This window comes from Bellilinea sp., from assembly GCF_034432615.1.
In the GTDB taxonomy this organism is placed as follows: Bacteria; Chloroflexota; Anaerolineae; order Anaerolineales; family Anaerolineaceae; genus Bellilinea.
In genome coordinates this window covers 1-24,465 of sequence record NZ_DAOUBL010000015.1, presented here as the reverse complement: position 1 = coordinate 24,465, position 24,465 = coordinate 1, and the positions used below count along the sequence as shown (strand labels likewise).

22 protein-coding genes and 1 tRNA gene are annotated in these 24,465 nt (G+C 50.7%); 4 read left to right on the top strand and 19 right to left on the bottom strand.

Features of this window, described 5'->3' with window-relative positions:
- From VAE48_RS00870 to VAE48_RS00815, 12 genes are all read right to left on the bottom strand, one after another.
- The coding region (locus VAE48_RS00870) for a molybdopterin-dependent oxidoreductase (RefSeq protein ID WP_322791421.1) at nucleotides 1-2,156 on the bottom strand (2,156 nt) is incomplete at its 3' end.
- A gap of 32 nt (nucleotides 2,157-2,188) precedes the next feature.
- A complete protein-coding gene (focA, locus tag VAE48_RS00865; RefSeq protein WP_322791420.1) occupies nucleotides 2,189-3,067 on the bottom strand; it encodes a formate transporter FocA in 879 nt (292 codons plus the stop codon).
- Between the two features lie 34 nt (nucleotides 3,068-3,101).
- Nucleotides 3,102-4,742 (bottom strand): NADH-quinone oxidoreductase subunit NuoF, encoded by a 1,641-nt coding sequence (nuoF, locus tag VAE48_RS00860; RefSeq protein WP_322791419.1) that lies wholly within the window; start codon nucleotides 4,740-4,742, stop codon nucleotides 3,102-3,104.
- A gap of 12 nt (nucleotides 4,743-4,754) precedes the next feature.
- Complete coding sequence (gene nuoE / locus VAE48_RS00855) at nucleotides 4,755-5,234, bottom strand: NADH-quinone oxidoreductase subunit NuoE (RefSeq protein WP_322791418.1); 480 nt, start codon at nucleotides 5,232-5,234, stop codon at nucleotides 4,755-4,757.
- Nucleotides 5,235-5,282: 48 nt separating this feature from the next.
- A complete protein-coding gene (gene nuoF / locus VAE48_RS00850) occupies nucleotides 5,283-7,064 on the bottom strand; it encodes an NADH-quinone oxidoreductase subunit NuoF (RefSeq protein WP_322791417.1) in 1,782 nt (593 codons plus the stop codon).
- 46 nt (nucleotides 7,065-7,110) lie between these two features.
- A complete protein-coding gene (locus tag VAE48_RS00845; RefSeq protein ID WP_322791416.1) occupies nucleotides 7,111-7,479 on the bottom strand; it encodes a (2Fe-2S) ferredoxin domain-containing protein in 369 nt (122 codons plus the stop codon).
- Nucleotides 7,480-7,521: 42 nt separating this feature from the next.
- Entirely contained in the window at nucleotides 7,522-8,076 is a 555-nt protein-coding gene (locus tag VAE48_RS00840; protein WP_322791415.1) for an ATP-binding protein, read from the bottom strand.
- Nucleotides 8,073-8,588 carry an NAD(P)H-dependent oxidoreductase subunit E gene (locus VAE48_RS00835; protein ID WP_322791414.1) on the bottom strand — a complete coding sequence of 172 codons (516 nt, stop codon included), beginning with the start codon at nucleotides 8,586-8,588 and terminating at the stop codon, nucleotides 8,073-8,075. Before VAE48_RS00835 ends, VAE48_RS00840 begins: the two co-directional genes overlap by 4 nt.
- Nucleotides 8,589-8,730: 142 nt before the next feature.
- Complete coding sequence (locus VAE48_RS00830) at nucleotides 8,731-9,492, bottom strand: PHP domain-containing protein (protein WP_322791413.1); 762 nt, start codon at nucleotides 9,490-9,492, stop codon at nucleotides 8,731-8,733.
- A 45-nt stretch (nucleotides 9,493-9,537) separates the two neighbouring features.
- A complete protein-coding gene (locus VAE48_RS00825) occupies nucleotides 9,538-9,879 on the bottom strand; it encodes a DRTGG domain-containing protein (RefSeq protein ID WP_322791412.1) in 342 nt (113 codons plus the stop codon).
- A complete protein-coding gene (locus VAE48_RS00820; RefSeq protein ID WP_322791411.1) occupies nucleotides 9,876-10,883 on the bottom strand; it encodes a CBS domain-containing protein in 1,008 nt (335 codons plus the stop codon). Before VAE48_RS00820 ends, VAE48_RS00825 begins: the two co-directional genes overlap by 4 nt.
- Before the next feature lie 16 nt (nucleotides 10,884-10,899).
- A complete protein-coding gene (locus VAE48_RS00815; RefSeq protein ID WP_322791410.1) occupies nucleotides 10,900-11,277 on the bottom strand; it encodes a DRTGG domain-containing protein in 378 nt (125 codons plus the stop codon).
- A gap of 221 nt (nucleotides 11,278-11,498) precedes the next feature.
- Here VAE48_RS00815 and hisS point away from each other — a divergent pair, with 221 nt between their 5' ends.
- Together hisS and VAE48_RS00805 are read left to right on the top strand one after the other, a co-directional pair.
- Nucleotides 11,499-12,770, top strand: coding sequence for a histidine--tRNA ligase (gene hisS, locus VAE48_RS00810; protein ID WP_322791409.1), 1,272 nt, complete (start codon nucleotides 11,499-11,501; stop codon nucleotides 12,768-12,770).
- Nucleotides 12,771-12,806: 36 nt separating this feature from the next.
- Nucleotides 12,807-12,878: transfer RNA gene (locus VAE48_RS00805), tRNA-His, on the top strand.
- A gap of 238 nt (nucleotides 12,879-13,116) precedes the next feature.
- On the opposite strand, the gene VAE48_RS00800 is transcribed toward VAE48_RS00805, so the two are convergent.
- From VAE48_RS00800 to VAE48_RS00775, 6 genes are all read right to left on the bottom strand, one after another.
- Nucleotides 13,117-14,127: a dipeptide ABC transporter ATP-binding protein gene (locus VAE48_RS00800; RefSeq protein WP_322791408.1), complete on the bottom strand. Its 1,011-nt coding sequence runs from the start codon at nucleotides 14,125-14,127 to the stop codon at nucleotides 13,117-13,119.
- Between the two features lie 18 nt (nucleotides 14,128-14,145).
- Entirely contained in the window at nucleotides 14,146-15,171 is a 1,026-nt protein-coding gene (locus VAE48_RS00795; RefSeq protein WP_322791407.1) for an ABC transporter ATP-binding protein, read from the bottom strand.
- Between the two features lie 20 nt (nucleotides 15,172-15,191).
- Nucleotides 15,192-16,130 carry an ABC transporter permease gene (locus tag VAE48_RS00790; RefSeq protein WP_322791406.1) on the bottom strand — a complete coding sequence of 313 codons (939 nt, stop codon included), beginning with the start codon at nucleotides 16,128-16,130 and terminating at the stop codon, nucleotides 15,192-15,194.
- A gap of 23 nt (nucleotides 16,131-16,153) precedes the next feature.
- Entirely contained in the window at nucleotides 16,154-17,233 is a 1,080-nt protein-coding gene (locus VAE48_RS00785) for an ABC transporter permease (RefSeq protein ID WP_322791405.1), read from the bottom strand.
- A 146-nt stretch (nucleotides 17,234-17,379) separates the two neighbouring features.
- Complete coding sequence (locus VAE48_RS00780) at nucleotides 17,380-19,116, bottom strand: ABC transporter substrate-binding protein (protein ID WP_322791404.1); 1,737 nt, start codon at nucleotides 19,114-19,116, stop codon at nucleotides 17,380-17,382.
- 191 nt (nucleotides 19,117-19,307) lie between these two features.
- Complete coding sequence (locus VAE48_RS00775; protein WP_322791403.1) at nucleotides 19,308-20,945, bottom strand: L-lactate permease; 1,638 nt, start codon at nucleotides 20,943-20,945, stop codon at nucleotides 19,308-19,310.
- Between the two features lie 143 nt (nucleotides 20,946-21,088).
- Between VAE48_RS00775 and VAE48_RS00770 the strand changes: the two genes are divergently transcribed.
- Nucleotides 21,089-22,690 carry a response regulator gene (locus VAE48_RS00770; RefSeq protein WP_322791402.1) on the top strand — a complete coding sequence of 534 codons (1,602 nt, stop codon included), beginning with the start codon at nucleotides 21,089-21,091 and terminating at the stop codon, nucleotides 22,688-22,690.
- A 5-nt stretch (nucleotides 22,691-22,695) separates the two neighbouring features.
- Nucleotides 22,696-23,472, top strand: coding sequence for a response regulator transcription factor (locus VAE48_RS00765; RefSeq protein ID WP_322791401.1), 777 nt, complete (start codon nucleotides 22,696-22,698; stop codon nucleotides 23,470-23,472).
- 2 nt (nucleotides 23,473-23,474) lie between these two features.
- Here VAE48_RS00765 and VAE48_RS00760 read toward each other — a convergent pair whose 3' ends face one another.
- Entirely contained in the window at nucleotides 23,475-24,419 is a 945-nt protein-coding gene (locus tag VAE48_RS00760) for a DMT family transporter (protein ID WP_322791400.1), read from the bottom strand.
- Between the last annotated feature and the right edge of the window lie 46 nt (nucleotides 24,420-24,465).

The window sequence follows — 24,465 nt, the reverse complement described above, 5'->3', positions numbered from 1 at the left end:
CGCTCGCTCGTGGCAATCACGCGCTGCGCCAGGTCACTGATGATCTGCCAATCGGGGCGGGATTGCCCGACCGGTTCAACAGCTTTGCGAACGCGTTGTATGCGCCGCTCGGTGTTGGTGAAGGTGCCTTCTTTTTCAGCAAAAGTTACACCGGGCAGCAGTACGTCGGCGTAGGCTGAAGTTTCGGAGGGGAAGATTTCCTGTAAAACCAGGAATTCCAGATCCTCCAAACAATGGCGGACATGATTGACATCCGGGTCGGTCATGACCGGGTTTTCACCGAGGATATAAAGCGCACGGATCTTGCCTTCACCGGCCGCAGGGATCATTTCGGTAACGGTCATGCCCGGTTTGGGAGAAAGTTGTACGCCCCAGGCAGCTTCGAACTTTTCGCGCGCTGGATCGGAAGCCACCGGTTGGTAACCGGGGTAAACATTGGGCAAACCGCCCATATCGCAGGCGCCCTGGACATTATTTTGACCGCGCAGCGGGTTCACGCCGCCGCCGGGCACACCCATGTTACCCAACAGCATCTGCAAATTGGCCAAGGTCAAAACATTTTGAACGCCGACAATGTGCTGGGTGATGCCCATTGCCCAGAAAACTGCCATAGGCTTGCAGGTGCCCATGATTTCAGCGGCCTGATATAACTTTTCCAGAGGGACACCGGTTATTTCGGAAACTTTTTCCGGTGGATAATTTTGCAGATTGGCTTTAAATTCCTCAAAGCCTTCGGTTCGTTCGGCGATGAACTGCTCATCAGCCCAGCCTTTTTCGAGGATGATGTTCATCAAGCCGTTGAGCAGGGCAATGTCGGTGCCGGGTTTTTGCTGCAAGTGCAGGGTGGCAAAGTCCACCAGGTCAATCCGGCGAGGGTCGGCAACAATCAGTTTTACGCCGCGTTTCAATACTGCCTGACGGATCATAGTACCGAACACGGGGTGCTGCTCGGTGGTGTTTGAGCCGGTGACAAAAATAGCCTGTGTATGCTCAACAATGTCCTGCATGGTGTTGGACATAGCGCCGGAACCGTAGGAGATTGCCAGACCGGCAACAGTGCTGGCGTGGCACAGGCGGGCGCAGTGGTCAATGTTATTGGTACCCAGTACCTGACGAGCAAATTTGTTCATCAGGTAATTTTCTTCATTGGTGCATTTGGCTGAGCTGAGCACGCCGATGCTGTCAGCGCCGCTTTCAATGCGAATCTGATTCAGTTTTTTGGCAACAATATTCAACGCGGTTTCCCAATCCACCGCCACCCATTCACCGCGGTTTTTCTTGTCTTTGCGGTTTTCACCTTTGAGCAGGTAATCGCGGACTAATGGTTGAGTCAGGCGATCCGGATGGTGAACATAATCATAGCCATAACGGCCTTTAACGCACAGGCGCATGCCATTCACCGGGGCTTCGGGGGTAGAAGTGACGCGAATAATTTTTCCATCCTTGACGTTCAAATCAAACTGGCAGCCAACGCCGCAATACGCGCAGGTCGTGCGGACAGTTTTATCTGGCACGCCTAAACCGACGGACAATTTATTATCCAGCGCACCCGTGGGACAATAGGCGACACAAGCGCCGCACGATTCGCAGCGGGCTTCTAACATGGGTTCATCCAAACCGGCAACGATGCGGGCTTCATAGCCGCGTTCGGAAAGTCCCCAAACAAAGCGTCCCTGAACTTCAGCGCAGGCGCGAACACAACGGCCGCACAAAATACATTTGTTCAGGTCAACCCAAACAAACGGATTGGGGTCGCTATCGACTTCGTAGCGCGGCTTTTCGGCCATAGAGGCATGCATGTCCAACCCATAAACTTCTGACCAGTACGCCAGCTCGTTGGCGTGTTCATCCTTTTGCGCATAGCCAGAGTCGTAGTAGGTTGAGAGCAGCAGCTCCAGGATGGTACGGCGTGATTTGCGCAGGTTTTCAGTTTCGGTTTGGACTTCCATGCCGTTTTCTGCCGGAAGAGTGCAGGCGGTCATTGGCACACGGCCGCCCTTGACTTCAACAATACATAAACGGCAGCCCCCATAAGGGGAAAGGTCTTTGTGATAGCAAAGAGTCGGGATGGTGATTCCCGCTTTTTCAGCAGCTTCTAAAACCGTTGTTCCTTTCGGGACATCCAGTTCAATGCCATTAATTTTGATTTGAACCATAATCTCACATCCTTTCGGTTAACGCTAATGGATTACTTGTTCCACTTCTTGAGGAAAACGAACCAGTAGACCAAACCGACCAGAACCGCACCACCGATGATGTTTCCGATGGTGACCGGCAGGAGATTGTTCACAAAAAATCCCTGCCAGGTCAGGTTGACGAATTTTTCCATGGAAACACCGGCATCCACAAGGGCTTTTGATTCCCAGAAGGAGGCAGGCGCAAATTGCTTGATGAATAAACCCAGCGGGATAAAGTACATGTTGGCAATCGAGTGTTCAAAACCGCAAGCTACAAACCCGCTGATCGGGGGAATGATGGCAAGAATTTTGTCGGTGGTAGAACGGGCAGAGTAACACAGCCAGACAGCCATACAAACCATGGCATTGCACATGATGCCGAGGGCAATTGCCTGTAAAAACTCAAGATTGACTTTGCTGTTAGCGATGTTCAGCGCGGCCAAACCAATTGAGCCGTTTCCAAAACTGTACTGGCGGGTGAAGAACATGATTACGGCAGTGGCAACTGAACCGACAAAGTTCCCCAGGTAAACAATCACCCAGTTGCGCAGCAGCGCCTGCAAGGTGACTTTGCCGTTGGTGAATGCCATGATGATCAGGTTGTTGCCGGTGAAGAGTTCCGCACCGCCCACAATCACCAGAATAAGGCCGACCGTGAACACTAGCCCGGTCAGCAGGCGCGCAACCCCGTAGGGCAGAGCGGATGACCCGGCGCTGACGGTTGTGGCGAAAATGGCGCCAAGAGCGATGAAAGCGCCGGCCAAAATGGACAGAGCAAACAGCGGCCAGAAGGCAAGGTTGGCTTTTTTCACGCCAATGGCTTCCGCTTTTTGTGCCATTTCGGCGGGCATCAAGGCATCAATGGAAATTACGTTGTTTTCGACAGCCATGATAAAGAATCTCCAATAAGAAAGTTTTCGGATTTTAGGGTTGAGGGATCATTTCTTCCATTTTGCACACTCCGGCCGGGCAAATCTTCAGGCGGATGTGGGCTTCCACTTCGGCGCGGAAGTAATTCAAAATATCGCGCAAGGGAGTGCCAGCTGTTTGCCCTAAACCGCAGTTGGATAACATATACAGGTTTTCGGAAAGTTCTGCCAGTTTGTCGAGATCGCTCAAGGAAGCCTGGCCTTTGGAGATTTTATCCAGCATTTCCCAAGCCCGCTGTGAACCAATTCGGCAGGGATTGCATTTGCCGCAGGATTCGACGCGGAAGAAGTTGAGCAGAACTTTTGCCAGATCTACCACGCAGGTGTCTTCGTTGCAGATCAGCAAAGCGCCCGAACCCAGAGAAACGCCGGCTTTGGCGTAGGAGTCGAAGTCCATGGGGGTATCCTGCAGCGAAGCCGGGATGATCGAGCCGCTTGATCCACCGGTCTGTGCCAGCTTGAAGTTAGAACCATCCTTCATACCCTTGGCATAAATGGCAATGACTTCTCTTAGCGTGATCCCCATGGGAACTTCGATCAAGCCGGTGACATTGACGTTGCCAAGGACAGTGTACACTTTGGTGCCCGGGCTGCTGGGGGTGCCGAAGCTGCGATACCAGTCGGCGCCGTTGTTGATGATGGGCGGGATATTGGCCAGTGTTTCAACATTGTTGATCACCGTCGGTTTTCCCCACAGGCCAAAGGTGGTCGGGTAAGGGGGACGGGAGCGCGGCTGTCCGCGTTTGCCTTCGATGGACTCGATCAGTGCAGTTTCTTCTCCACAGATGTAGGCTCCAGCTCCGGCGTGAATGTGAATTTCAAAGTTGAAATCGGTGCCGAAAATGTTTTTACCGAGGAATCCCATCTCATGGGCGTCTTGAATGGCTTTTTTAAGTCTTTCCTGAGCAAGCAGGTATTCACCGCGGACGTAAATGTAACCTTCATCCGCGCCAACTGCATAACCGGCAATTGCCATGGCTTCGATCATGCTGTGGGGGTCGCCTTCCAGAATGAGACGATCCTTAAACGTGCCGGGTTCAGATTCATCGGCATTGCAGATGATGTATTTCTTATCCGATTTTTCGCGGGCCACGAAACCCCATTTGCTGCCGGTTGGGAAACCTGCTCCGCCCCGTCCGCGCAGGCCGGATTTTTTGACTTCTTCAATCACTTCTTCCGGCGTCATGCTGGTGAGAACTTTGCCGAGAGCCATGTAGCCGTCATGAAGGATGTACTCCTCAATGCTGGTTGGGTCAATGATACCGGCGCGGCGCAGAACAATTCTCTGTTCGGCTGGCAGGGTGCCTTTGCGGGCGTGCAGCCAGGCAATTCTGCCGCTCAATTCACGTACCGAAGCCACCAACTCTTCGGCAATGCGCCCTTTGTAGAGATGCTCCTCAACCAGATAGGGTACTTTTTCGGGCGTAACCGGCCCGTAGATCACCGCTTCCGGGTAAACGATGACTAGCGGCAGAGCATCGTGGCGGCCAACATCGCCGACCATGGTCAAAGAGATTTCATCCTCCAGACCAAAGGCTTTGATTTGATCCTGTAATGCCTGAAAGACTTCCTGCGCTCCCAGCTGCATACTGATGGGGTCACTGGAGACCAGTACCATTGAGCGAGCCATTTTCATTGGACACCTCCTTTACTCATACCGCGCTAAAATTTCAGGAACCTTCCGGGCATCCACATTGCCGTAGATGTCTTCATCAACTACAATCACCGGACCAACCGAGCAAACTCCAAGACAGCTGGTGGTGATGAGCGTCCATTTACCATCCGGAGAAGTTTCATTCGCTTCCAGACCCAGTTCTTCTTTCAGTGCTTCAAACACCTCTCTGCCGCCAACGACATGACAGGGAGCACTTTCGCAGAATTGAATGACATGTCGCCCGCGTGGTTTGGTGGAGAGCATATGGTAGAAACTGGCTACCCCGAACAAACTGCTCTTCGGTTCTTTCAAGCGGCGGCTGATTTCTTCCATCGCTTCGGTTGGAATATAGCCCAATTGGCGGTTCACCTCGTTCAGGATGGGAATCAATTCCTCCTGCTTTGCGCCGAACTTTTCAATGGCAGCATTAACCGCTTCCAGTATTTTTTCGCTGCTTTTGGTTTCAACGCTCATGCTATTCCTCCTTTGGTCTGAATCGGACGATTGCTGCAGCTGGCTGGATTATTCGATGACAACTGCGTTGAAGTTACATACCTGCATACAAATGCCGCAGCGGATGCAGGTGTCCGGATCAATGACATGCGTCTGACGACGCTCACCGCTGATGGCGTTAACCGGGCAGTTGCGGGCGCAAACCGTGCAGCCGGTACAGGCATCTGGTAGAATTTCGTAACGGATCAAAGCGCGGCAGACTTTTGCCGGGCAGCGTTTCTCGTAGATATGCGCTTCATACTCCTCGCGGAAATAACGCAGCGTGCTGACAACCGGGTTCGGCGCGCCTTGGCCCAAACCACACAGGCTGTTGGTGCGAATTTCCTGGCACAAGCTTTCAAGCAGCTCAATATCGCCGTCCTGTCCCTTTCCATCACAGATGCGGGTAAGGATTTCAAGAATACGGCGTGTGCCGACCCGGCAGGGAGTGCATTTGCCGCAGCTTTCGTCCTGAGTAAAGTCCATAAAGTAGCGGGCAACATCTACCATGCAGGTATCCTCGTCGAGGACAATCATCCCGCCGGAACCCATGATGGTGCCTGCCTGAGCCAGTGATTCATAATCGAGCGGCAGGTCAAGGTATTCTGCCGGCACACAGCCGCCCATCGGGCCGCCGATCTGGACGGCTTTAAAGGCTTTGCCGTCTTTGATACCGCCTCCGACATCATAGATAATTTCGCGCAAGGTAATGCCGAGCGGTACTTCGATCAAACCGGTATGATTGAGGTCACCAGCCAGTGCAAAGGTTTTGGTGCCTTTGCTTTTTTCCGTTCCGTAGCTGGCGTACCATTCTGCACCTTTGAGGATGATTTGCGGAATATTGGCATAGGTTTCCACATTGTTGACATTGGTGGGCCGGTTCCACAAGCCCTGTACCGCCGGGAAGGGCGGGCGTGGGCGTGGTTCACCGCGTCGTCCTTCAATCGAAGCAATCAGAGCAGTTTCCTCACCGCACACGAAGGCGCCGGCGCCCATGCTGACTTCCAGATCAAAATCGAAACCGCTGCCGAGAATATCTTTACCCAGTAAGCCCAAATTGCGCGCCTGCTGGATGGCAATGTTGAGGGTGGAAACGGCAACCGGATATTCGGCGCGGCAATAAATGTATCCTTGATGGGCACCAATTGCATAGGCTGCAATGGCCATACCCTCGATAACGGCGTGAGGATCGCCTTCCAAAACGCGGCGGTTCATAAAAGCGCCCGGGTCGCCTTCATCTGCGTTGCAGACCACATACTTAATGTCGCCCGGTGCCTGACGGGTGAATTGCCATTTTTTACCGGTGGGAAATCCAGCGCCTCCGCGTCCGCGCAAACCGGATTTGAGAACGGTATCAATCACTTCCTCAGGGGTCATTTCAGTGAGGACTTTGGCGAGCGCCTGATAACCATCCTCGGCGATATAGTCTTCGATATTCTCGGGATCAATTTTGCCGCAGTTGCGTAATACGATGCGGACTTCTTTCTGGGTGGGGGCACCCAGCTCCTCATCCACCACTTTGGTGGTGGGCATCTGGAATTTATTGACTACCCGGCCCTTGAGGAAATGTTCTTCCACCAGATAGGGAACATCATCGGGGGTTACTCCGACATAATGGACACCCTCGGGATACACCATCATCTCCGGGCCTAAACTGCACCCGCCGATGCGGGATGTTTCCAACACCTGGACTTCATCAATCAAACCTGTAGCAACCAGTTCATCCTGCAAGGCATCCACCAATTCGTGCGCGCCTTTTTGAAGACATTCTGGATCTACACAGACTAAGACATGTGAGCGATAGTATTTCATAGCCGTCAACCTTTAGTCTTGCAAAAATGGTTTACCAATAAAATGCTTATATCTGAATCACGAAATCTTTAACCACATTACCATTCTTAACATGTTCTTTCATGATCTGGCGGGCGACATCCGGCGAAACCTTGCCGTAGGTTACTTTGGGCTGATCCCCAACCACAACCTGCACAATGGGCTCTTTTTCGCATAAGCCAATGCAGCCGGTCTGGGTCACAACAACCCCTTCGAGGTTCTCAGTTTGGATGGTTTCAAGGATGGCTTTCATGGCATCCCGCGCGCCAGCGGCAATGCCACAGGTGCCCATACCCACAATCACCTGAACCTGCCCCGAAGCAGTTTTTACTTTTCGTTTCTCCAAAGCTTCCTCACGGATTTTTTTCAAATCGTCCAAACTTTTGATGGTCGGCATGGTTAATCTCCTCTCTACGGATTGATATCTCAAGATATCCGGTTAATAGACTTGTGTGGTTTGAAGCGAACGGATACTGCTTTCCAGTATTTCGCGCAGATATGAAAGTACCAGCGGATCGGAAAGTGGGATCTCCTGAAGTTCTTGTTTGATTTGTTGATCGTCCAGTTCAAAAATCTCATCGTCCACGCTGTAACGGAAGACCCAGTGAATTTGCGGGTTTCCTACCAGCAAGGTGAGGAAAGTTCCGGCAACATCACCCAACGGCATCCGATCAATGTGGCTGCGTTGAAATTCAACTTCGACCAATGTCCCTTCACCAACTTTGGAATGAATTTTGAGCCAGCCGTTGCAGGCTTCGGCAGCAGCTTTCAACAGAGGAATACCCAGTCCAACCTTGCGGGTGGTGCGGGTGGTCACAAATGGGTCGGTTACTTTTCTGACCATCTCCTCATCCATTCCTTTACCATCATCCTGAACACTGAGGTACAACCGGTCGGCAGTTGTATCCTCACGAATCGTAATGGTGATATTTTTTGCGCCGGCTGCAATGCTGTTTTCAGCAATATCCAGCAGGTGAAGGGATAACTCTCTCACTGTTTGTTATCCTGAATGGAGCGTAATACTTGGGGGAATTTGTTGGGGCGCAAACGCCCAAAAATTTTGTCATCTACCACAACGACCGGTGCCTGACTGCAAGCACCCACGCAGCGGCAAACCTCCAGGGTGATTTCGCCATCCGGCGTGGTTTGCCCCGGTTCAACACCCAGCAGGGATTTGGCTTTGTCAATCAACTGCGGCATGCCACCTACGTAACAGGCTGTGCCCATACAGAACTTAATGGTGTGCTTGCCGCGCGGGGTGGTGGTGAAGAAGGAATAAAAGGAAACCACCCCATGAACTGAACTGACTGGCACGTGCAGTTTGTCAGCAACATACTGTTGCATGGGTTCGGAAATGAAACCGATCCGGCTTTGAAGCTCGTTGAGGACAACCATGGTCGCGCCGGGGAGGTTCTTGTTTTTCTCCAGAATCTCATCAATCAGTTTCTTTTGTTCGGGGTTAGCCAGTGGATCGTTGGCTGGTATGGAAGGTTTGATGTTTAGCATACGTTACTCCGGTAACAAATTGGACGAAATTGGTAGAATTAATTGGGGCTAATCAATCCAAAGTGTACTCATTTGCTTAAGTTTAGGTAATTACCAAATGTCATCTTTCCTTGTGAAAGTTGTAACAAATGAAATCTAGAGGTTATTCTTCGGAGAGAGTTGTGCTGGAGAGGATGCGATGGGAGCGGCCCTGTTCGCCGCGCAGTGCCAGTCGAATTTCTTGAATGGTGGGGGATTGTAAAGTGAACTGGTTTAGGCCTAAAATCTCATCCAGACGATGAGCATCACCGCTCTGGATTAACGAATAACCTTGCAGGAATGGATATATTTTAACCGCTTCTGCCAATTTCAGGTGATGAGAAATTTCCATCACTTCCAGCGGAATATCCGCCGGGGGCATTCCCAAAATGGGTAATAAGCCGTTCGCTGTGCGGTTGACATGCGCCGGAATAAACAGCCCCCCCAGTTCGGTGACTTGATGATATGCTTCTGCCAGGCTTAAATTGACCGAATTGAGCAGCAATCGTTCTTCGCGCTGCAGGAAGTCGCCGTTGGCATCTACAATCAACTGGTCACCAAAGTAATCCGGGCGGTTGGGGAGAGGGGGCAGGTGACGGTCAACAATGGCCTGCCAGGCGAGCGCCTGTTCAAGGGTTTCAAACAGGCATAAGGAGTGAACTTCTTCGCGGGTTTGAACTTCCATACCTGGCAGCACGATCAAACCGGTTCCTTGAGCGGCCTGCTGGACAGCCGAGATATTGGCGGTTGTATTATGATCGGTAATGGCAATCAAAGAAATGCCTTTTTCAAGGCATTCCATGACAATCAAGGGGGGCAGCATTTCAATCTCCGCACAGGGAGAGAGAACGGTGTGAATGTGCAACTCGGCACGATAAACTTTCAAGAGAAACCTCCCTGCCGGAGGATGTAAACCGACTTTGGATAGAATTCAGCGAATACCCAATTCCCACAACCTGCCAACTACCCGGTAAGTATCCTGCTGGCTGGATAACAGAACTACACCTTGTTCATTGGCTTTTTGGATGGTGGCTTCATCGGGTTGTGCACCTTCGGTGATGATGATGGCGCTTAATTCCAGCAAGGCAGCCACCGCAACGATATTGCTGTGGGCCTGCAGCGTTACCCACAACCCGCCACGCGATGCACCGGTCATCACGCAGGATAACAGATCGGCTGCATAACCCGTGGTGGGCAGAATTTCATTAAAAGGCTTTTGTTCGGTCAACACTTTCAGGTCAAGTGCCTGGATAACCTGTTCCAGATTCATCATTTTTCCTCCAAAGATTTGGCAGCATGTCCTTCCCCAACCGTATCTTCTTTTTTGAGAAAGATCTTCATTCTCAAACGGGTTCCTTTTCCCCACACCGATTCCAGTTTCATGATGTCCACACAACGGGAGATATTCACCAGTCCCATTCCTGCTCCAAAACCAAGTTCCCGCACCTTTTCGCTGGCGGTTGAATAACCCGGCTTCATGGCCAATTCCACATCCTGGATGCCGGGTCCGCTGTCATATACATCAATGGAAATTTGATGGGGTTCAATTTCAACCCGAATCACACCGCCTTCAGTGGTATGAATGATCAGGTTCATTTCGGCTTCGTAGGTGGCAATTCCACAGCGGCGGGCAATTTGGGGGCTGGCACCCATACGGCTGAGAGCCCGCTTAATTTTGGATGAGGCTTCTCCGCCGTGTGTAAAATCGCCGGCTTTGATGTTGTAACGCAAGATTAAGCTGGTTCGTTCGGATTCGATATCCTCAAACAAATGCGAGGCACGGTAACGGCGCACTTCTTCGGTCTGATAATCCTGCTGTAAGGCTTTTAATAAGCCGCGCGTGATGTCGCCTTTGGTCAGAATCCCAATCAGTTGACCCTCTTTGTTGATAACCGGCAGCCTGCCGACCTTGGTGCTGACAAACATTTTCAGCGCTTCCACCACCGGGTCATCGCCTTTGACGGTGAATGGATTGTGGGTCATGTATTTTTGGATTTCTGCCTCAAGGTCAGCCTTAATCAGACAGCGAATCAGGTCTTCAATGCTGATAATGCCAATCAGCTGGCCCTCTTCAACAATGGGAGCGCCGGAAATTCGCGCCACACGGAATTGTTCCAGCACTTCCCGCATTTTCATGCTGGTGGTCATGGTGATGGGGTTGGGGGTCATCACCTCTTGAACTTTGATCTCGTAAGCGAGTTCTTCAACCCGGGTGATGTTTTCTGCTTCCTGGTCACTGATGAGGCTGGATTTACGAAGAGGGGTTTGTTCGGTCATTTTTAAGTTCAAAAAGCTAACTGGCAAAACAATCCTGGTCGCTCACCGGTCGTTCAAGGCAACTCAAACCAGCTTGATAAAGAATGCCACAGGCTTCAAACATGCCAAAGGGAGTGCTGATCAGTGGAATGTGTTCCTTCTCTGCCAGCTGGACAGTTTCAACCGGCGGAGTTTTTCCGCGCACAAGCACAATCGCAAGAACATCGGCCATCATGGCGGTGCGAACGACCTGGGGGTTGCACAAACCGGTCAGTAATATGGCCTGTGGTTGAATGGAGGCAAGCACATCGCTCATCAGGTCGGCTCCGCCGGCACCTTTGACTTCAGCATCCAAATTGATTTTGGAATGAAGGACTTTTCCGTTCAGTTTTTGGACGATTTCATTCAGTTTCATAGTATGGCCTGTTTGAGGGAATTTTCTAACGGGGTTTTCCCGAAAGGTTGTAACTAAATCCAGTCAACATTAGCACAATTTGGACAGTTTGATAAGTGTTAAATTTCCTATCCTGAAAACCCATTTGTCACGCAGGAAATAAGCAAAAAAAACCTTCTTACAAAAAAGACAGCACATGTTAAAATGATAGACTATAATTCGTCGAAGAGGAATTTAAAAAGATGGAGAAAATAATTCCTTCCGTCAAGGGAACCCGTGATTTTTACCCGGAAGAGATGGCAATCCGTTCGTGGTTGTATCAGATGCTCCGGGAAGTTTCAGAGTTATTTGGATATCAGGAATATGATGGCCCTTTTCTGGAAAAGATTGATCTGTATGCGGCCAAGTCTGGTGAGGAATTGGTTAAGGAACAGGCTTTTGTATTTCCCGACCGTGGCGGCGATCTAATCACCCTGCGTCCGGAATTGACCCCATCGCTGGCGCGCATGGTTGCTCAGCGCCAGCGGCAACTCACCTTCCCGTTGCGGTGGTGGTCCTTTGGGCCATTTTGGCGATACGAACGCCCTCAAAAAGGACGGACTCGCGAATTTTTCCAATGGAACGTGGATTTAATTGGCGCTAATTCGCCCGAATCGGATGCCGAACTGGTTGCCATTTGCGCCGCATTTTTCAAGAAAACCGGTCTGAACCCATCTCAGGTGGGAATTTTTGTCAACGACCGGCGCTTGATGGATGCGGAATTAGGTAAACTGGGCGTTGCAGATGCAGAAATGAAAAAGCAGGTGTTTCGATTGATTGACCGACGGGATAAAATGCGCCCGGAGGATTGGGCAGCTTATGCCATTGAGGTCGGTTTGAGCGTTGATCAATTTGAGGGATTGAAATCCATCCTAGATAACCGCGAGCTGTGGAAAAACTCTGTCGAGATGCAGCGTTTCTTTGAGACTTTGCGGGCCATGGGAGCGGATGAATATGTCCACTACAATCCACAGGTCATCCGCGGGCTGGAATATTACACCGGAACTGTGTTTGAAGCCTATGATCTGGCACGCGATGGGCGAGCCATCCTTGGCGGGGGACATTACGATAATCTGGTTGCAGATGTCGGCGGTGAGCCGCTGCCCGGGGTGGGTTTTGCCATGGGGGATGTGATGATTAGTCTGGTTTTGCAAAAATATGGCTGTCTGCCGCCGTTGGGGACTGCGCCAGCGGATGTGCTGGTAACAGTCTTTGATGAAACTTTACTGATCGAATCCCAGAAAGCTGCCCGACAATTCCGCGAAATGGGATTGAGGACGATTGGGTATACAGAGGTGGTGCGTTTGCCACGCCAATTGAAATTTGCCGACCGGATGAATATCCGTTTCGTTGTCATTCTTGGGCCGGATGAGGCTGCTGCGGGTAGGGTCACAGTAAAGGATCTAGCCAAAGGCGAACAATTTACCGCCACCGTTCTCGAAGCGGGTGAGTTGATCCAAAAAATGCTTGCATAAAGCCGAGAGGCTGTGATAGAATTCGGGTGCTTTACGGTGGCTGTAGCTCAATGGCAGAGCACCTGACTGTGGATCAGGTGGTTGTGGGTTCGACCCCCATCAGCCACCCCTGCTTTTTAACAAGGGATTTTTCAGGTGGTTGTCCCCAGAAGGGGATGGTATGGGCTGACCCCCATCAGCCACCCCTGCTTTTTAACAAGGGATTTTTCAGGTGGTTGTCCCCGGAAGGGGATGGTATGGGCTGACCCCATCAGCCACCCCTGCTTATTAAGTAGGGATTTTTCAGGTGGTTATCCCCGGAAGGGCATGATATGGGTTTGTCCGCTGTTGCCAACTCTTAGTCAACCTATTGAATAAACTCCTCTGCGTAATGACAGGCTACGAAATGCTGCGGCTGGATTTCTCGCAAGGGAGGTTCTTCCTGCGAGCAATTGGGGCGGGCAAAGGGACAACGGGGATGAAAGCGGCAGCCCTTGGGTGGGTTCAGAGGGCTGGGTACATCGCCGGGTAAAATCATACGCTTCCGCCGCACACGCGGGTCGGGAATGGGGATGGCGGACATCAGGGCTTGCGTGTATGGGTGAAGCGGAAGCCGGAACAACACCTCCCGATCTGCCAGTTCAACAATTTTACCCAGGTACATCACCGCAACCCGGTCGGAAATATGCTCAACGACGGCTAGATTGTGGGCAACAAACAGGTAGGTCAGGCCAAATTCGCGCTGCAAATTGCGTAAAATGTTCAGCACTTGCGCCTGAATGGAGACATCCAACGCTGAAACGGGTTCATCCAGAACGATGAATTTGGGTTGGAGAATCAAGGCGCGGGCAATACCAATTCGCTGGCGTTGACCACCGGAAAATTCATGGGGATAGCGCATGGCGTGATAATCTTCCAACCCAACCTTCTTCAAAACTGCCAGAACTTTCTCGAAACGGTCTTGTTCTGTACCGATGTTGTGGATTTTCAACCCTTCCGCAATCGATTCACCGATTGGCAGGCGAGGATCGAGTGAAGAGTAGGGATCTTGAAAGACGATCTGGATGTGGCGGCGCATCTCTTTGAGCGCCTTGCCTTTTATCTTCAGCAGATCAACGCCATCAAAATAAACATGCCCGCTGGTGGCTTTGATCAGCCCAAGCATGGTATGCCCGACGGTAGTTTTACCGCAGCCCGATTCACCTACCAGACCCAGAGTTTCTCCTTTGCGGATGGTGAAACTGACCCCATCCACAGCTTTCACATGAGCGACCACGCGCTTAAGTACACCGCCATAAACCGGGTAGTATTTGACTAAATCCTTAACAACAACCAAATCTTGAGATGTGGCTGGAGATTTTTCAACCAGAGTGTTCATCCATTGACCTTTCTGACCCTATGGTTTGAGCGGTGCGGAATGACCGTCTCCATCCTGATACAACCAGCAGCGCACCAAATGATCGGGCTTTTCGACAGAACGCAAATCCGGCTCAATTTGATTGCAAATTTCCAGGCCATAAGCCTCACGAGCGGTGCAACGCGGCGCAAACCGGCAGCCGGGGGGTAAATCCACCAGGTTGGGGACATTGCCGGGGATGGTGGCTAATTCCTCTTTGAGTTGTCCCAAGACGGGGACTGATTCGATCAACCCCTGTGTGTAAGGATGATGCGGGTTGTTGAATAAAGTATTTACATCTGCCTGTTCAACAATTCTACCGGCGTACATAACCGCAACGCGGTCTGCCATCTCGGCAATCACCCCCAGGTCGTGGGTGATCAAGATGACGGCTGTGCCGGTGCGGTTGCGCAGTTCCCGCATCAAGTCCAGAATTTGAGCCTGAATGGTTACATCCAGAGCGGTGGTAGGTTCATCGGCAATCAGCAACTGTGGGTTAAGCGCGAGCGCCATGGCAATCATCACCCGTTGAGCCTGCCCCCCCGACATTTCATGGGGATACGCATTGATTTTCCGATGCGCATCGGGTATTCCCACCATCTGCAGCAATTCCAGTGTACGTCTTTGCAGCTCTTGTTTACTCAGGGTGCTGTGAATCTTAAGAACTTCACTGATTTGTTCGCCGATTGTAAAAACGGGGTTGAGGCTGGTTTGCGGCTGCTGAAAAATCATCGAAATGTTTCTACCTCGTACCTGTGCCATCTCTTTTTCAGGCATTTCCAACAGGTTTTTTCCATCGAATAAAACCTTTCCCTCCATAATTCTACCGGGCGGATCAATCAGACCCATGATGGAAAGGGATGTAACGCTTTTCCCACAACCGGATTCGCCTACCAAACCCAACACCTCACCGGGGTAAACTTCAAAATCCACACCGTCAACCGCTTTGACAACCCCATCGTCGGTGAAATAGTAGGTTTTCAGATTTTGAACTTGCAGGAGTGGCGGTGAATTTTTATGGGTCATGTTCGGATCTTCCTGCATTTTTATTTTTGGTGGGTCAGACGGGGGTCAATGGCATCCCGCAGCCCATCGCCCAGAAGATTAAAGGCCAGCACGGTAATCATAATCGCAGCGCCGGGAAAGAAAACCAAATGCGGGGCAGTAAATACCTGATTGCGCTCGGTTCCCAGCATGGTGCCCCATTCGGGGGTCGGCGGCTGGGCACCCAGACCCAGAAAAGAAAGTGCTGCTGCATCCAGAATGGCAGTGCCGATACCCAGGGTACCCTGCACAATCAGGGGTGGGATGGCATTCGGTAAAATGCGGCGCAGCAGGATGTGGAAATGGCCGCCGCCTAACGCAAGCGAAGCTGCTACATACGCCTGTTCCTTGACGGAAAGGACACTGGCACGCACAACGCGGGCATAGACTGGTATGGCAACAATGGCGATGGCTAACAAAGCATTCTGTAACCCCGGTCCAAGCACCGAAACGATGGTGATGGCCAGCAGCAGGGAAGGGAATGCCATCAAGACGTCCATCAAGCGCATGATGATGTTATCCCACCAACCACCAAAATAGCCGGAAATTGCGCCCAGGAGTGTGCCTACTAAAATTGCAAAAGAGACTGTGGTGAAACCGACATAAAGCGAGTAACGCGAGCCGTAAAGCACCCGGCTAAACTGGTCGCGGACGTTTCCGTCAATGCCCATGATGTGCTGGGGGCGGTCCTTTGGACAGCCGAACAGATGAATGCAAGGAGCTTCGCGTTTGTTGACGTTTTCGATGCCGATTAACGGCTGAATAGGGTCGTAGGGGGCGATGGCTTCGGCAAAAATGGCGATCAAAATCAAAAATCCCAGTAAAGCCATTCCAAAAATTGCCGAACGCTGACGAAAGATGCGTCTTAAGGTTAGCCGCCAAAGACTGTTGGAACGGTAATCCTTTTGTTTGAACTGGTTTGCTTTCAGGTCAGTTACCATTTTCTCTATCCAATGAAGGAAAACTAATCAAGGCGTATTCTGGGATCAATAAAAACATAAGACAGATCTACGATCAGGTTTGCAATGACATAACCGGCTGCGATGACGACTGTAAAAGCCTGAATAATGGGAAAATCCCGGGCGGTGATGGCTTCGAAGAGGATACGGCCGACTCCGGCCAATCCAAAAATGGTTTCGGTCAGGACTGCGCCGGCAAACAATGTGCCCACCTGAATGCCGATGATGGTCACAATCGGCAGCAAGGCATTGCGAAAGGCGTGTTTGAAAATAACCGTTCCTCGCAAGAGCCCTTTGGCGCGAGCTGCGCGGATGTAATCCTGTTTGAGTACTTCAAGCATCGAAGAACGGGTCATTCGGGCGATGATCGCCAGCGGGATGGTGCTAAGCGCCACAGACGGGAGGATCAAATGTTTGACGGCATCCTTCAGCACTGCCCAGTCTCGGGTGATGAGAGAATTAAAAATAACCAGATTGCTGATAAATTCGACGAGATGATAGCGGAAGGACTCTTTGGGAAACTCCCAACCCAAGACCTGATAGAAGGGAATACTGACCACCCCAGCCGATAACCTCCCCGTAGGTGGTAACCAGAATGGGGTATCTTTGAGCAACAGGGCAAAAATATACGCCAGAATCAACCCCAACCAGTAAACCGGCATGGAAACACCGATGTTGGCTCCGACCATGGTGATGACATCAATAATGGAATTGCGTTTGATTGCGGACAAAATCCCTGCCGGGATGCCAACCAGCACGGCTATCATCAATGAGGTTAAACCCAATTCAATGGTGGTGGGCAGCCGTTCGATCAGGATGATAGTCACCGGTCGGCTGAAGCGGATAGACATGCCGAAATCGCCTTTTAGAACGTTGCCCATATAAATGCCCAATTGAACGGGGATGGGCTTATCCAGACCGTACTGAGCACGAAACCGGTCACATACTTCGGCGGTGGCTTTTTCACCCAACATGGCTTTACATGGATCGCCGGGAATCATGCGGGAAAGGGTAAAAGTAACCACCAATATCCCAAACATGACCGGAATTGCCAGTAACAGACGACGAATTGTATAAGCGATCATGGGATTCCCTTGCAATATCTAAAGCGGAAAACAAAACCGGTGGTTGAATAATGAGGCGCGCGGGACAGGCGATGCTCAACAGGGAGAACCGTCTATCCCGCGCGTTGGTATATTTATTCTACACGAAGTATCCTCTGGGTGAAGAATTACTCTTCAGCCGGGGCATTCATCAACCCCCACAGGTAACTGAAGTACTCGAAAGCGCCGGTGTTACCAATGTGGAGCGGGTGTTTGTAATCCCAGGCTACAACCCAAGACATAACCACGTCGTTGGCATCAAAGGCGGAACCATCATGGAATTTGACGTTCGGGCGCAGCTTGCAGGTCCAAACGGTTAAGTCCTCATTGGCGCTGCATTCGGTTGCGAGAGCAGGCTTCACCTCTGTGCCGCCAATTTCATAGCCAAGCAAGGATTCCAGCACCTGTTCGCAGGCGCGCAGGCTTTCACCGTCGGTTTCATCACCGCAGTACAGGGAGATGGGTTCAGCGTTCTGCATCCAGACGAAGGTTGAGCGGCCGCCTGGATCCATGACGGCGAAGTACTCATTGCCCAGCGGGCTGGCATGTCCACCAACCACATCGGCGCGATAGGCTACACCCGAACCGCCGTGAGCAATCGGCACCATGGGTACCAGTTCTTTAATCTTGTTGTTGGCTTGCTCATAGATGGGGGTTGCTTCATCGGGATCGGCAATGCGGGCACCCTGTTCAAGCAGTTCGTAGATTTCGGGGAAGGGTTTACCAAATTGAGGGTTGGCGCGCCCAAAGTGGAAATCGAGGAAGTTGGTGATGTGCGGGTAATCAGCACCCCAGCCCAGCAGGTAAAAGCCGTTCAAGCGGCCGCTGGTGGATTCATCAATGAATGCACCGCTTTCCATGACGACGATTTCAGCATCAATGTTGAGGTTTTGTTTCAACTGAGCCTGAATATCGGTTGCCACCAGACCGGGTTCGGGCAGGTATCCGCGGGGTACATCACGGTAAAAGATTTTGGTTTTGAACCCGTTGGGGAAACCGGCTTTGGCAAGCAGTTCGCGGGCCTTTTCAGGGTTGAATTCGTACCAGTCCTCCCCAACGCAGCCGTTCGGGATGGAGCAGGGGGTGAAGTGGCTGGCAACCGATGAACCGGCCGGGTAGAAATTATCCACAATCCGCTGGCGGTCAATCCCCATAGCAATTGCCTGCCGGACTTCCAGTTTGTCGAACGGCTCAAAGGTGTTGGTCATACCGAGATAGAAGGTATTGAGCGCTTCGCGTTCGATTAACTGAAGATTGGGATCGCTGCGAACGACATCGAAGTCATCCGGGCTGAGGTTGTCAATACCGTCAACCGTGCCGGATTGCAATTCGAGCAGGCGGGCAGCAGGTTCAGATGCCCAGCGGAAAACCAGAGTTTCGGTTTTGGCTTTCTCGCCCCAGTAATCATTGAAGCGTTTGAAAATGATGCTGTCGCCGCGCTTCCAGGAATCCAGAACATAGGGGCCGGTGCCAATCGGCTTTTCCAGTATCTGCCGGTTTTCCATTGCGGCTTCAATCCATTCCTTGGGTTGGATTGCAAAGGCAGTAAAGGCAGCTTTGGATTCAAAGGCTGGGTCCGGGACGCACAGGGTGAAACGAACGGTCAGTTCATCAAGAGCGGCAATCTCCTTGATGATGCCGTTGTAGTTTTCACAGCTTTCCATGCCATAAACCATGGGTTCAAATCCGGCTTGAGGCGGTGTGGTCGGCTGTTCGGAGGTGGGCTGTTCCGGTGGCGTGGTTGGTTGTTGGGCCGGCGGTTGCTCGGGTGGTGTGGTTGGGGTGGTTGCCGGTTGACAGGCTGCCAGCACCAGACTGGCAATCATTAAAACCGCCAACACCCAAAAGAATTTATTGGCTTTCATCGCTACTCCTCCTTGGTTTTATTGGAAACAGAAACACAAAAAGAAAAAGATACAGGTTTTAAGTGGCATGAAATATCTATAGCGAGAACCACCTCCTTTGGCGTAGATATAGTGGGAATCGATATAGGGAACTAACGACATATTATGCGTTAATTTCTGTAAAAACGCAACCTTTTCCGGTTGAAAATTTATCAAAATAGCGCAACGAAGAGGAAACCGACAATCCCTGCCCAAAGAATATAATAAAGCATGGGCATTAATGTGTAGCGGATGATGCTGCCTTCTTTACCGCTCAATCCAACCACTGAAGCGGCTGCCACGACATTCAGCACGCAGATCATATTACCGGCATTTGCTCCTAAGGCTTGCAATGCCAGAATGATAAAGGGTGATAGATTAACCTGCGCGGCTACGCTGACCTGAAATAAGGAAAACATCATATTGCTGAAAGTAGCACTGCCGGCTAAGAATGAACCAAGGCTGCCGATGAGCGGGGCAATCAGCGGCCAGTACTGACCCACCAGATCAGAAGCCTGACGCGCCAATTCAATGGGCATACTTTCCAGACCAGCCAGATTGACACCCGAATTGATGAAAATCCGCACCATCGGTAAAGCGCCGCCCAGCGCAATGGCACTGCTGACCAGGCGTCCCAGGGATTGTGAGATAACCTGATGGCGGTTATTGCTTTGGATTTTGAAAAACCAGAAAGAAAACAGAGAAACCAGTACGAAAATTGTGCCGGGCAAATAAAGAGGTTCTAATGAAGTGCTGATACCCGTTCCGAAAATGTCATTGAACTGAATGGATTGGCTTTGTAAAAAGGATTTTAAAGGCAGGAAAGGCAAACGGGTTAGCACCAGTAGAACTGTTAAAAGAATATAGGGCAGCCATGCGCGTTGGAGCGACATGGGCTGTTCAAAGCTCTGCGCTTCTTCTGTTGGGTCTTCAAAATACCAGACGTCCTTGGGAATGAGAAATCCCTTACGGGCAGCCGGTATTACGATAAGCATGGCGACCAGCGCGCCAATCAAAGTTGGAAATTCCGGTCCTAAAAACAAGGCAACCAGATAAGCGGGCAACAAAAAACTGATCCCGGCAAAAAGGGCAAATTTCCACATCACGAATCCTTCCCGCCAGGATTTGTTCCTCCCAAAGAAACGAGTCAGGAGCAGTACTTGAAAGAGAGGAATCAGGGAGCCGACAAACAGGTCAATCTGGACGGCTTGAGCGGCAACCGTATGAATCACTTGCGGGAGGGTAAGGCCGCCGGTTGCCTGAGAAACCAGGCCGGCCATTTCCCCGCCTTGCTGTAATCCACGGGTCATGCCAATTTGAAAGGTGGTACCCAGCGCACCGAAAGTAACCGGGCTGCTGTTGGCAGTCAGCGCAAGCACAACTGCCGCCAGTGGAGGAAAACCAAGTGCAACCATCAAAGGAGCCGTGATTGCTGCTGGAGTGCCGAAGCCGGCTGCCCCCTCAATGAAAGCACCGAATAACCATGCTACAATGATGGCCTGGACGCGTCGGTCGGGAGAAATGCTGAAAAACATCGCCCGAATACGCTCCATGGCCCCTGCAACTGTCAGCGTATTGAGCAGCAAGATTGCCCCAAACAAAATCCACAAAATTGAAAGAGAAATGATCAACCCTTCTACAACGGATGCAATGGTGTGTAAATAGGGTACTCTCCAGACGAGAACCGCCAGAATGGCGGTTATAAAGAGACTTAGAGGCATGGCTTTGCTGGCTGGCAGACGTAATAAAACCAACAGCAGGAAAATTGCTAAAATTGGCGTTAGAGCGGTCAGAGTAGTCAGGAAGGTCATGGTTATATCCATCAAAAGGAATGAATTTTCGGATGCGCAATTTTACCAGCAGTTTGATGCTTCTCCATAAAATTGTTAATTGAAAAATGGATTGGAAACGGTATAATAGTAGGCGACCAAGGAAAAATGAGGGCGGAAAATTGATGCGTGAAACCAGAATTTTGGTAGTGGATGATGATCCTGCCATTCTTCGCCTTTGTCAGCGGATTTTGGAACGGCATGGATTTGAAGTTATCACTGCCACGAACGCGCGAGATGCGCTCTTAATGGCAGAAGAGACGGATTACGATTTGTTAATTACCGATATCCGCATGCCATTCATGGATGGTTTTGAACTTGCGGCTCGCTTCCGGCAAATTCATTCGGAAGCGGCTGTAATTCTCATCACCGGTTTTGGCAGTGTTGAAACTTCCATTCAAGCCTTGCGGAAAGGCGTGGATGGGTTGCTGGTTAAGCCGTTCGAATCTTCCAAAGAATTGATTGAAACGGTAAACCACGTCCTAGAAAATCACCGGTATCAGACGGATGCAGCCCGTTTGAAAGTGCTTCGCCCCTTATTCGATATCATGGAAAATATTTACAGCCGGGTTGAACTGGAGTCGCTCAAGCAGTATTTACAAGAACTTTCCGGTGATTTAATCAAGGCTGCTGAGGCAGGTGTCTATAAGCTTGAGTCTTCAACCTCGCAATGGAAACTGGTTTTCGGCTGTGATTTGAACCTGTTGGTTGACCCCCATCAGGTTGATTGGGATCGGCTTCTCAGTCAATCGAATGATGAGCGGCTGAGGATCATTCAAACCGATCAGTTGGATGATTTCATTCTAAAGAATTATTTGATGCAGAATGAATTGGAAATCCTGCTGGTGCCGGTATTCCGCGAAAAGGCAAGGTTTGTTTTATATTTTTTACGCCCCAAAGAATACGGTAAATTATCGGAAGCCGATCTGGAAATGGCCGCAATTTTTTCGCGCCAGGCAGTGGTTGCCATGGAAAATGCCTTGCTCTACAAGGATTTGGAGAAAATGATTGAGCAGGCTAAGGAATCGCACCGAGCCATCCTGCTGGCAGAGAAAATGAGTGCATTGGGCCGGTTGATGGGAAGTCTGGCTCATGAGATGAATAATCCACTTCAAGCAGTGAGAAATTGTCTGCATCTTTCCTTGAGGGATGATATTTCAGATCCGCAAAGAAGGGAGTATCTCAACCTTGCGATCTTGGAGATCGAAAGGCTTTCTACGTTGGCGCAAAATGCCCTCTCCTTCTATCGTACTAATGACCTTGAGCGTAAGCGGGCTGATTTATTGCCGGTCATTGAATTGGTCAATGAATTAATCAAACCCCAATTACACGCGAACGGAATCGAACTGATCAAGGATTTTCCCTCTCAACCGGTTGAGTTGGAGATGATTCAAAATCATATTCAACAGGTTATCCTGAACGTGTTATTAAATGCGATGGAAGCCTTGAAAAGTCAACCGCCTCCTCGTAAAATTTGGTTCGAAGTCAATAATGAGTTGGAAGATCGGGTTGTGCTGAGCATTGAAGATAATGGTAAGGGTCTGACGGCTGATTTAGAAGAAAAGGTATTTGAACCATTCTTTTCGACCCGGCAGGGAGGCACCGGTTTGGGCCTGTCGGTGAGTTATGATCTGGTGGTGGATGTTCATAAAGGGGATATTCGTTTTGTTCCGCCGGTGCATGGAACTGGCGCACGTTTGAAGATTACCTTACCCAGGCGAGGATGATTGGCATGCCCAGAATCTTGATTGTAGATGATGAAGATGCAGCCCGCGTAACCCTGCTAAGGATTTTGCAGCTGGAAGGTTTTGAAGCTGACGGGGTTGAAAACGGTAACGCGGCGTTGCAAGCTTTGGCTCGGCTCAATTATGATTTGATGCTGCTCGATTTGCGCATGCCGGACCTTTCCGGCATACAGGTTCTGGAAGAAACGGCCTTCAAATATCCGCGTTTGAAAGTCATTATTCTCACGGCGCACGGTAGTTTTGAAACAGCGGTTCATGCCTTACGCTTGAAAGTCGTTGATTACTTGCTGAAGCCTGTTTCACCCGAAGTCATCCTGAACAGCATTCGCCAGGCCTTGGCAGATGATCAGCCGGGACGTGCAGGGAACTTTGTGCTTGAGCAGCGTGTCCGGTATCAAGCCGCCGATACCCCTTCGCAAGGAGAAAATACACTGCTGCGTCTTTCCAACGGAATTCAAATTGATCTGATGAGGCGCGTTATCTCATGGAATGAAAAAACAATCCATCTGACACCCAATGAAGGCAAGTTGTTGGGGGTTTTGCTGGCAAACCACGCGTTGGTGATGCGCCATCAAGAACTGGTGCGGATGGTCTATGGCTACCGTCTTGGGGCGGAAGAGTCGGCCAAAATCCTGCGGCCAGTCTTCTCGCGTTTGAATCATAAACTGGCCGCTTTGCCCGGCGGTGATCAGTGGATTCGCAGTGTGCGCGGTTCAGGGTATGTGCTGGAAATTGAGGAGCAGGAGAGCGGAGTGATTTTCTGAAATCACTTTTGCCATGGAAGATTGGTGGTTGGCATGCGTGGCGGATTCAACCAGGCCAGCCATCCGGTTTGATGCCTTTTTTCGGTGGTTTGTTTTTCAAAGCCGACCAAAAACAGGCTTGCACCAATAAAGAATGCTCCCAGCCATTGATAAAGGTTTAAGGTTTCACCCAGCCATAAACGGGCAAGTACGACCGTGACGATTAACTCGCCCAACCCCAGCAATGCTGTTTGCAAACCGCCCAATTTTTTAACGCCCATGAACAGGGTCAGACGGGCTAAAAAGGTGATCGTTCCCATGCCGATCAACGGCAGCCAGGATGGATTTCCAGCCGGCAATTGGCGGTCAAAAAGCAGATAACCGGTCAATACGGTGATTGCCATGCCCAGCAGGGTGTAAAAAGTGACGGTGGGGGGCGGGGCTTCGTATAGTATCCTCTGGTTGATGATCAGGTGCAGCGCATAAAAAGCTGCTGAAATCAACATGAAAAGCGCCCCAACCCAATCCATAACGCCGGAGCTGTTGTTCAGTAAAAGGTAAGCTCCGGGCAGTGCGAGGCTTAATCGAAACATGGTTAGCAGAGAAATCGCCTGGCGGTCGAGCAGCAGCCAGAAGGCAACAAAAAGCGGATAAAAAGAGTAAAGCAGATGACCAATGCTGGCCTCCAGACGGGCAAGGGCGATATAGTAAAAAATTGAACCGATTCCGTTTATAAAACCCGCCAGAAAGCAGCCAATCAATCCAATCGGATAGATGTAGAGATAAGGACGCTGAAAAAGCATGAAGACCGCCAACAGACTGACGGCTAGAGTGGTGCGCACGGCAACGACGGCTAACGGCGAAAATCCAGAAAGCAGGGCCTGCTTTCCAAAAATGGGAAGCAGACCCAGCAAAATGGCTGAGGATAGTGCGGCATTAATCCCCTGAGAGCGATTTTTTCGTTCCATAATGAAAGAATACTCTCAGCGGTAAAAGATCACTTCAAAAATGCCC

Bases quoted from the DNA above. Each gene is read 5' to 3' on its own strand.
- focA (WP_322791420.1), bottom strand. From the start codon at position 3,067: ATGGCTGTCGAAAACAACGTAATTTCCATTGATGCCTTGATGCCCGCC.
- nuoF (WP_322791419.1), bottom strand. From the start codon at position 4,742: ATGAAAATGGCTCGCTCAATGGTACTGGTCTCCAGTGACCCCATCAGT.
- nuoE (WP_322791418.1), bottom strand. From the start codon at position 5,234: ATGAGCGTTGAAACCAAAAGCAGCGAAAAAATACTGGAAGCGGTTAAT.
- nuoF (WP_322791417.1), bottom strand. From the start codon at position 7,064: ATGAAATACTATCGCTCACATGTCTTAGTCTGTGTAGATCCAGAATGT.
- VAE48_RS00845 (WP_322791416.1), bottom strand. From the start codon at position 7,479: ATGCCGACCATCAAAAGTTTGGACGATTTGAAAAAAATCCGTGAGGAA.
- VAE48_RS00835 (WP_322791414.1), bottom strand. From the start codon at position 8,588: ATGCTAAACATCAAACCTTCCATACCAGCCAACGATCCACTGGCTAAC.
- VAE48_RS00825 (WP_322791412.1), bottom strand. From the start codon at position 9,879: ATGATGAATCTGGAACAGGTTATCCAGGCACTTGACCTGAAAGTGTTG.
- VAE48_RS00820 (WP_322791411.1), bottom strand. From the start codon at position 10,883: ATGACCGAACAAACCCCTCTTCGTAAATCCAGCCTCATCAGTGACCAG.
- VAE48_RS00815 (WP_322791410.1), bottom strand. From the start codon at position 11,277: ATGAAACTGAATGAAATCGTCCAAAAACTGAACGGAAAAGTCCTTCAT.
- hisS (WP_322791409.1), top strand. From the start codon at position 11,499: ATGGAGAAAATAATTCCTTCCGTCAAGGGAACCCGTGATTTTTACCCG.
- VAE48_RS00800 (WP_322791408.1), bottom strand. From the start codon at position 14,127: ATGAACACTCTGGTTGAAAAATCTCCAGCCACATCTCAAGATTTGGTT.
- VAE48_RS00795 (WP_322791407.1), bottom strand. From the start codon at position 15,171: ATGACCCATAAAAATTCACCGCCACTCCTGCAAGTTCAAAATCTGAAA.
- VAE48_RS00790 (WP_322791406.1), bottom strand. From the start codon at position 16,130: ATGGTAACTGACCTGAAAGCAAACCAGTTCAAACAAAAGGATTACCGT.
- VAE48_RS00785 (WP_322791405.1), bottom strand. From the start codon at position 17,233: ATGATCGCTTATACAATTCGTCGTCTGTTACTGGCAATTCCGGTCATG.
- VAE48_RS00780 (WP_322791404.1), bottom strand. From the start codon at position 19,116: ATGAAAGCCAATAAATTCTTTTGGGTGTTGGCGGTTTTAATGATTGCC.
- VAE48_RS00775 (WP_322791403.1), bottom strand. From the start codon at position 20,945: ATGACCTTCCTGACTACTCTGACCGCTCTAACGCCAATTTTAGCAATT.
- VAE48_RS00770 (WP_322791402.1), top strand. From the start codon at position 21,089: ATGCGTGAAACCAGAATTTTGGTAGTGGATGATGATCCTGCCATTCTT.
- VAE48_RS00765 (WP_322791401.1), top strand. From the start codon at position 22,696: ATGCCCAGAATCTTGATTGTAGATGATGAAGATGCAGCCCGCGTAACC.
- VAE48_RS00760 (WP_322791400.1), bottom strand. From the start codon at position 24,419: ATGGAACGAAAAAATCGCTCTCAGGGGATTAATGCCGCACTATCCTCA.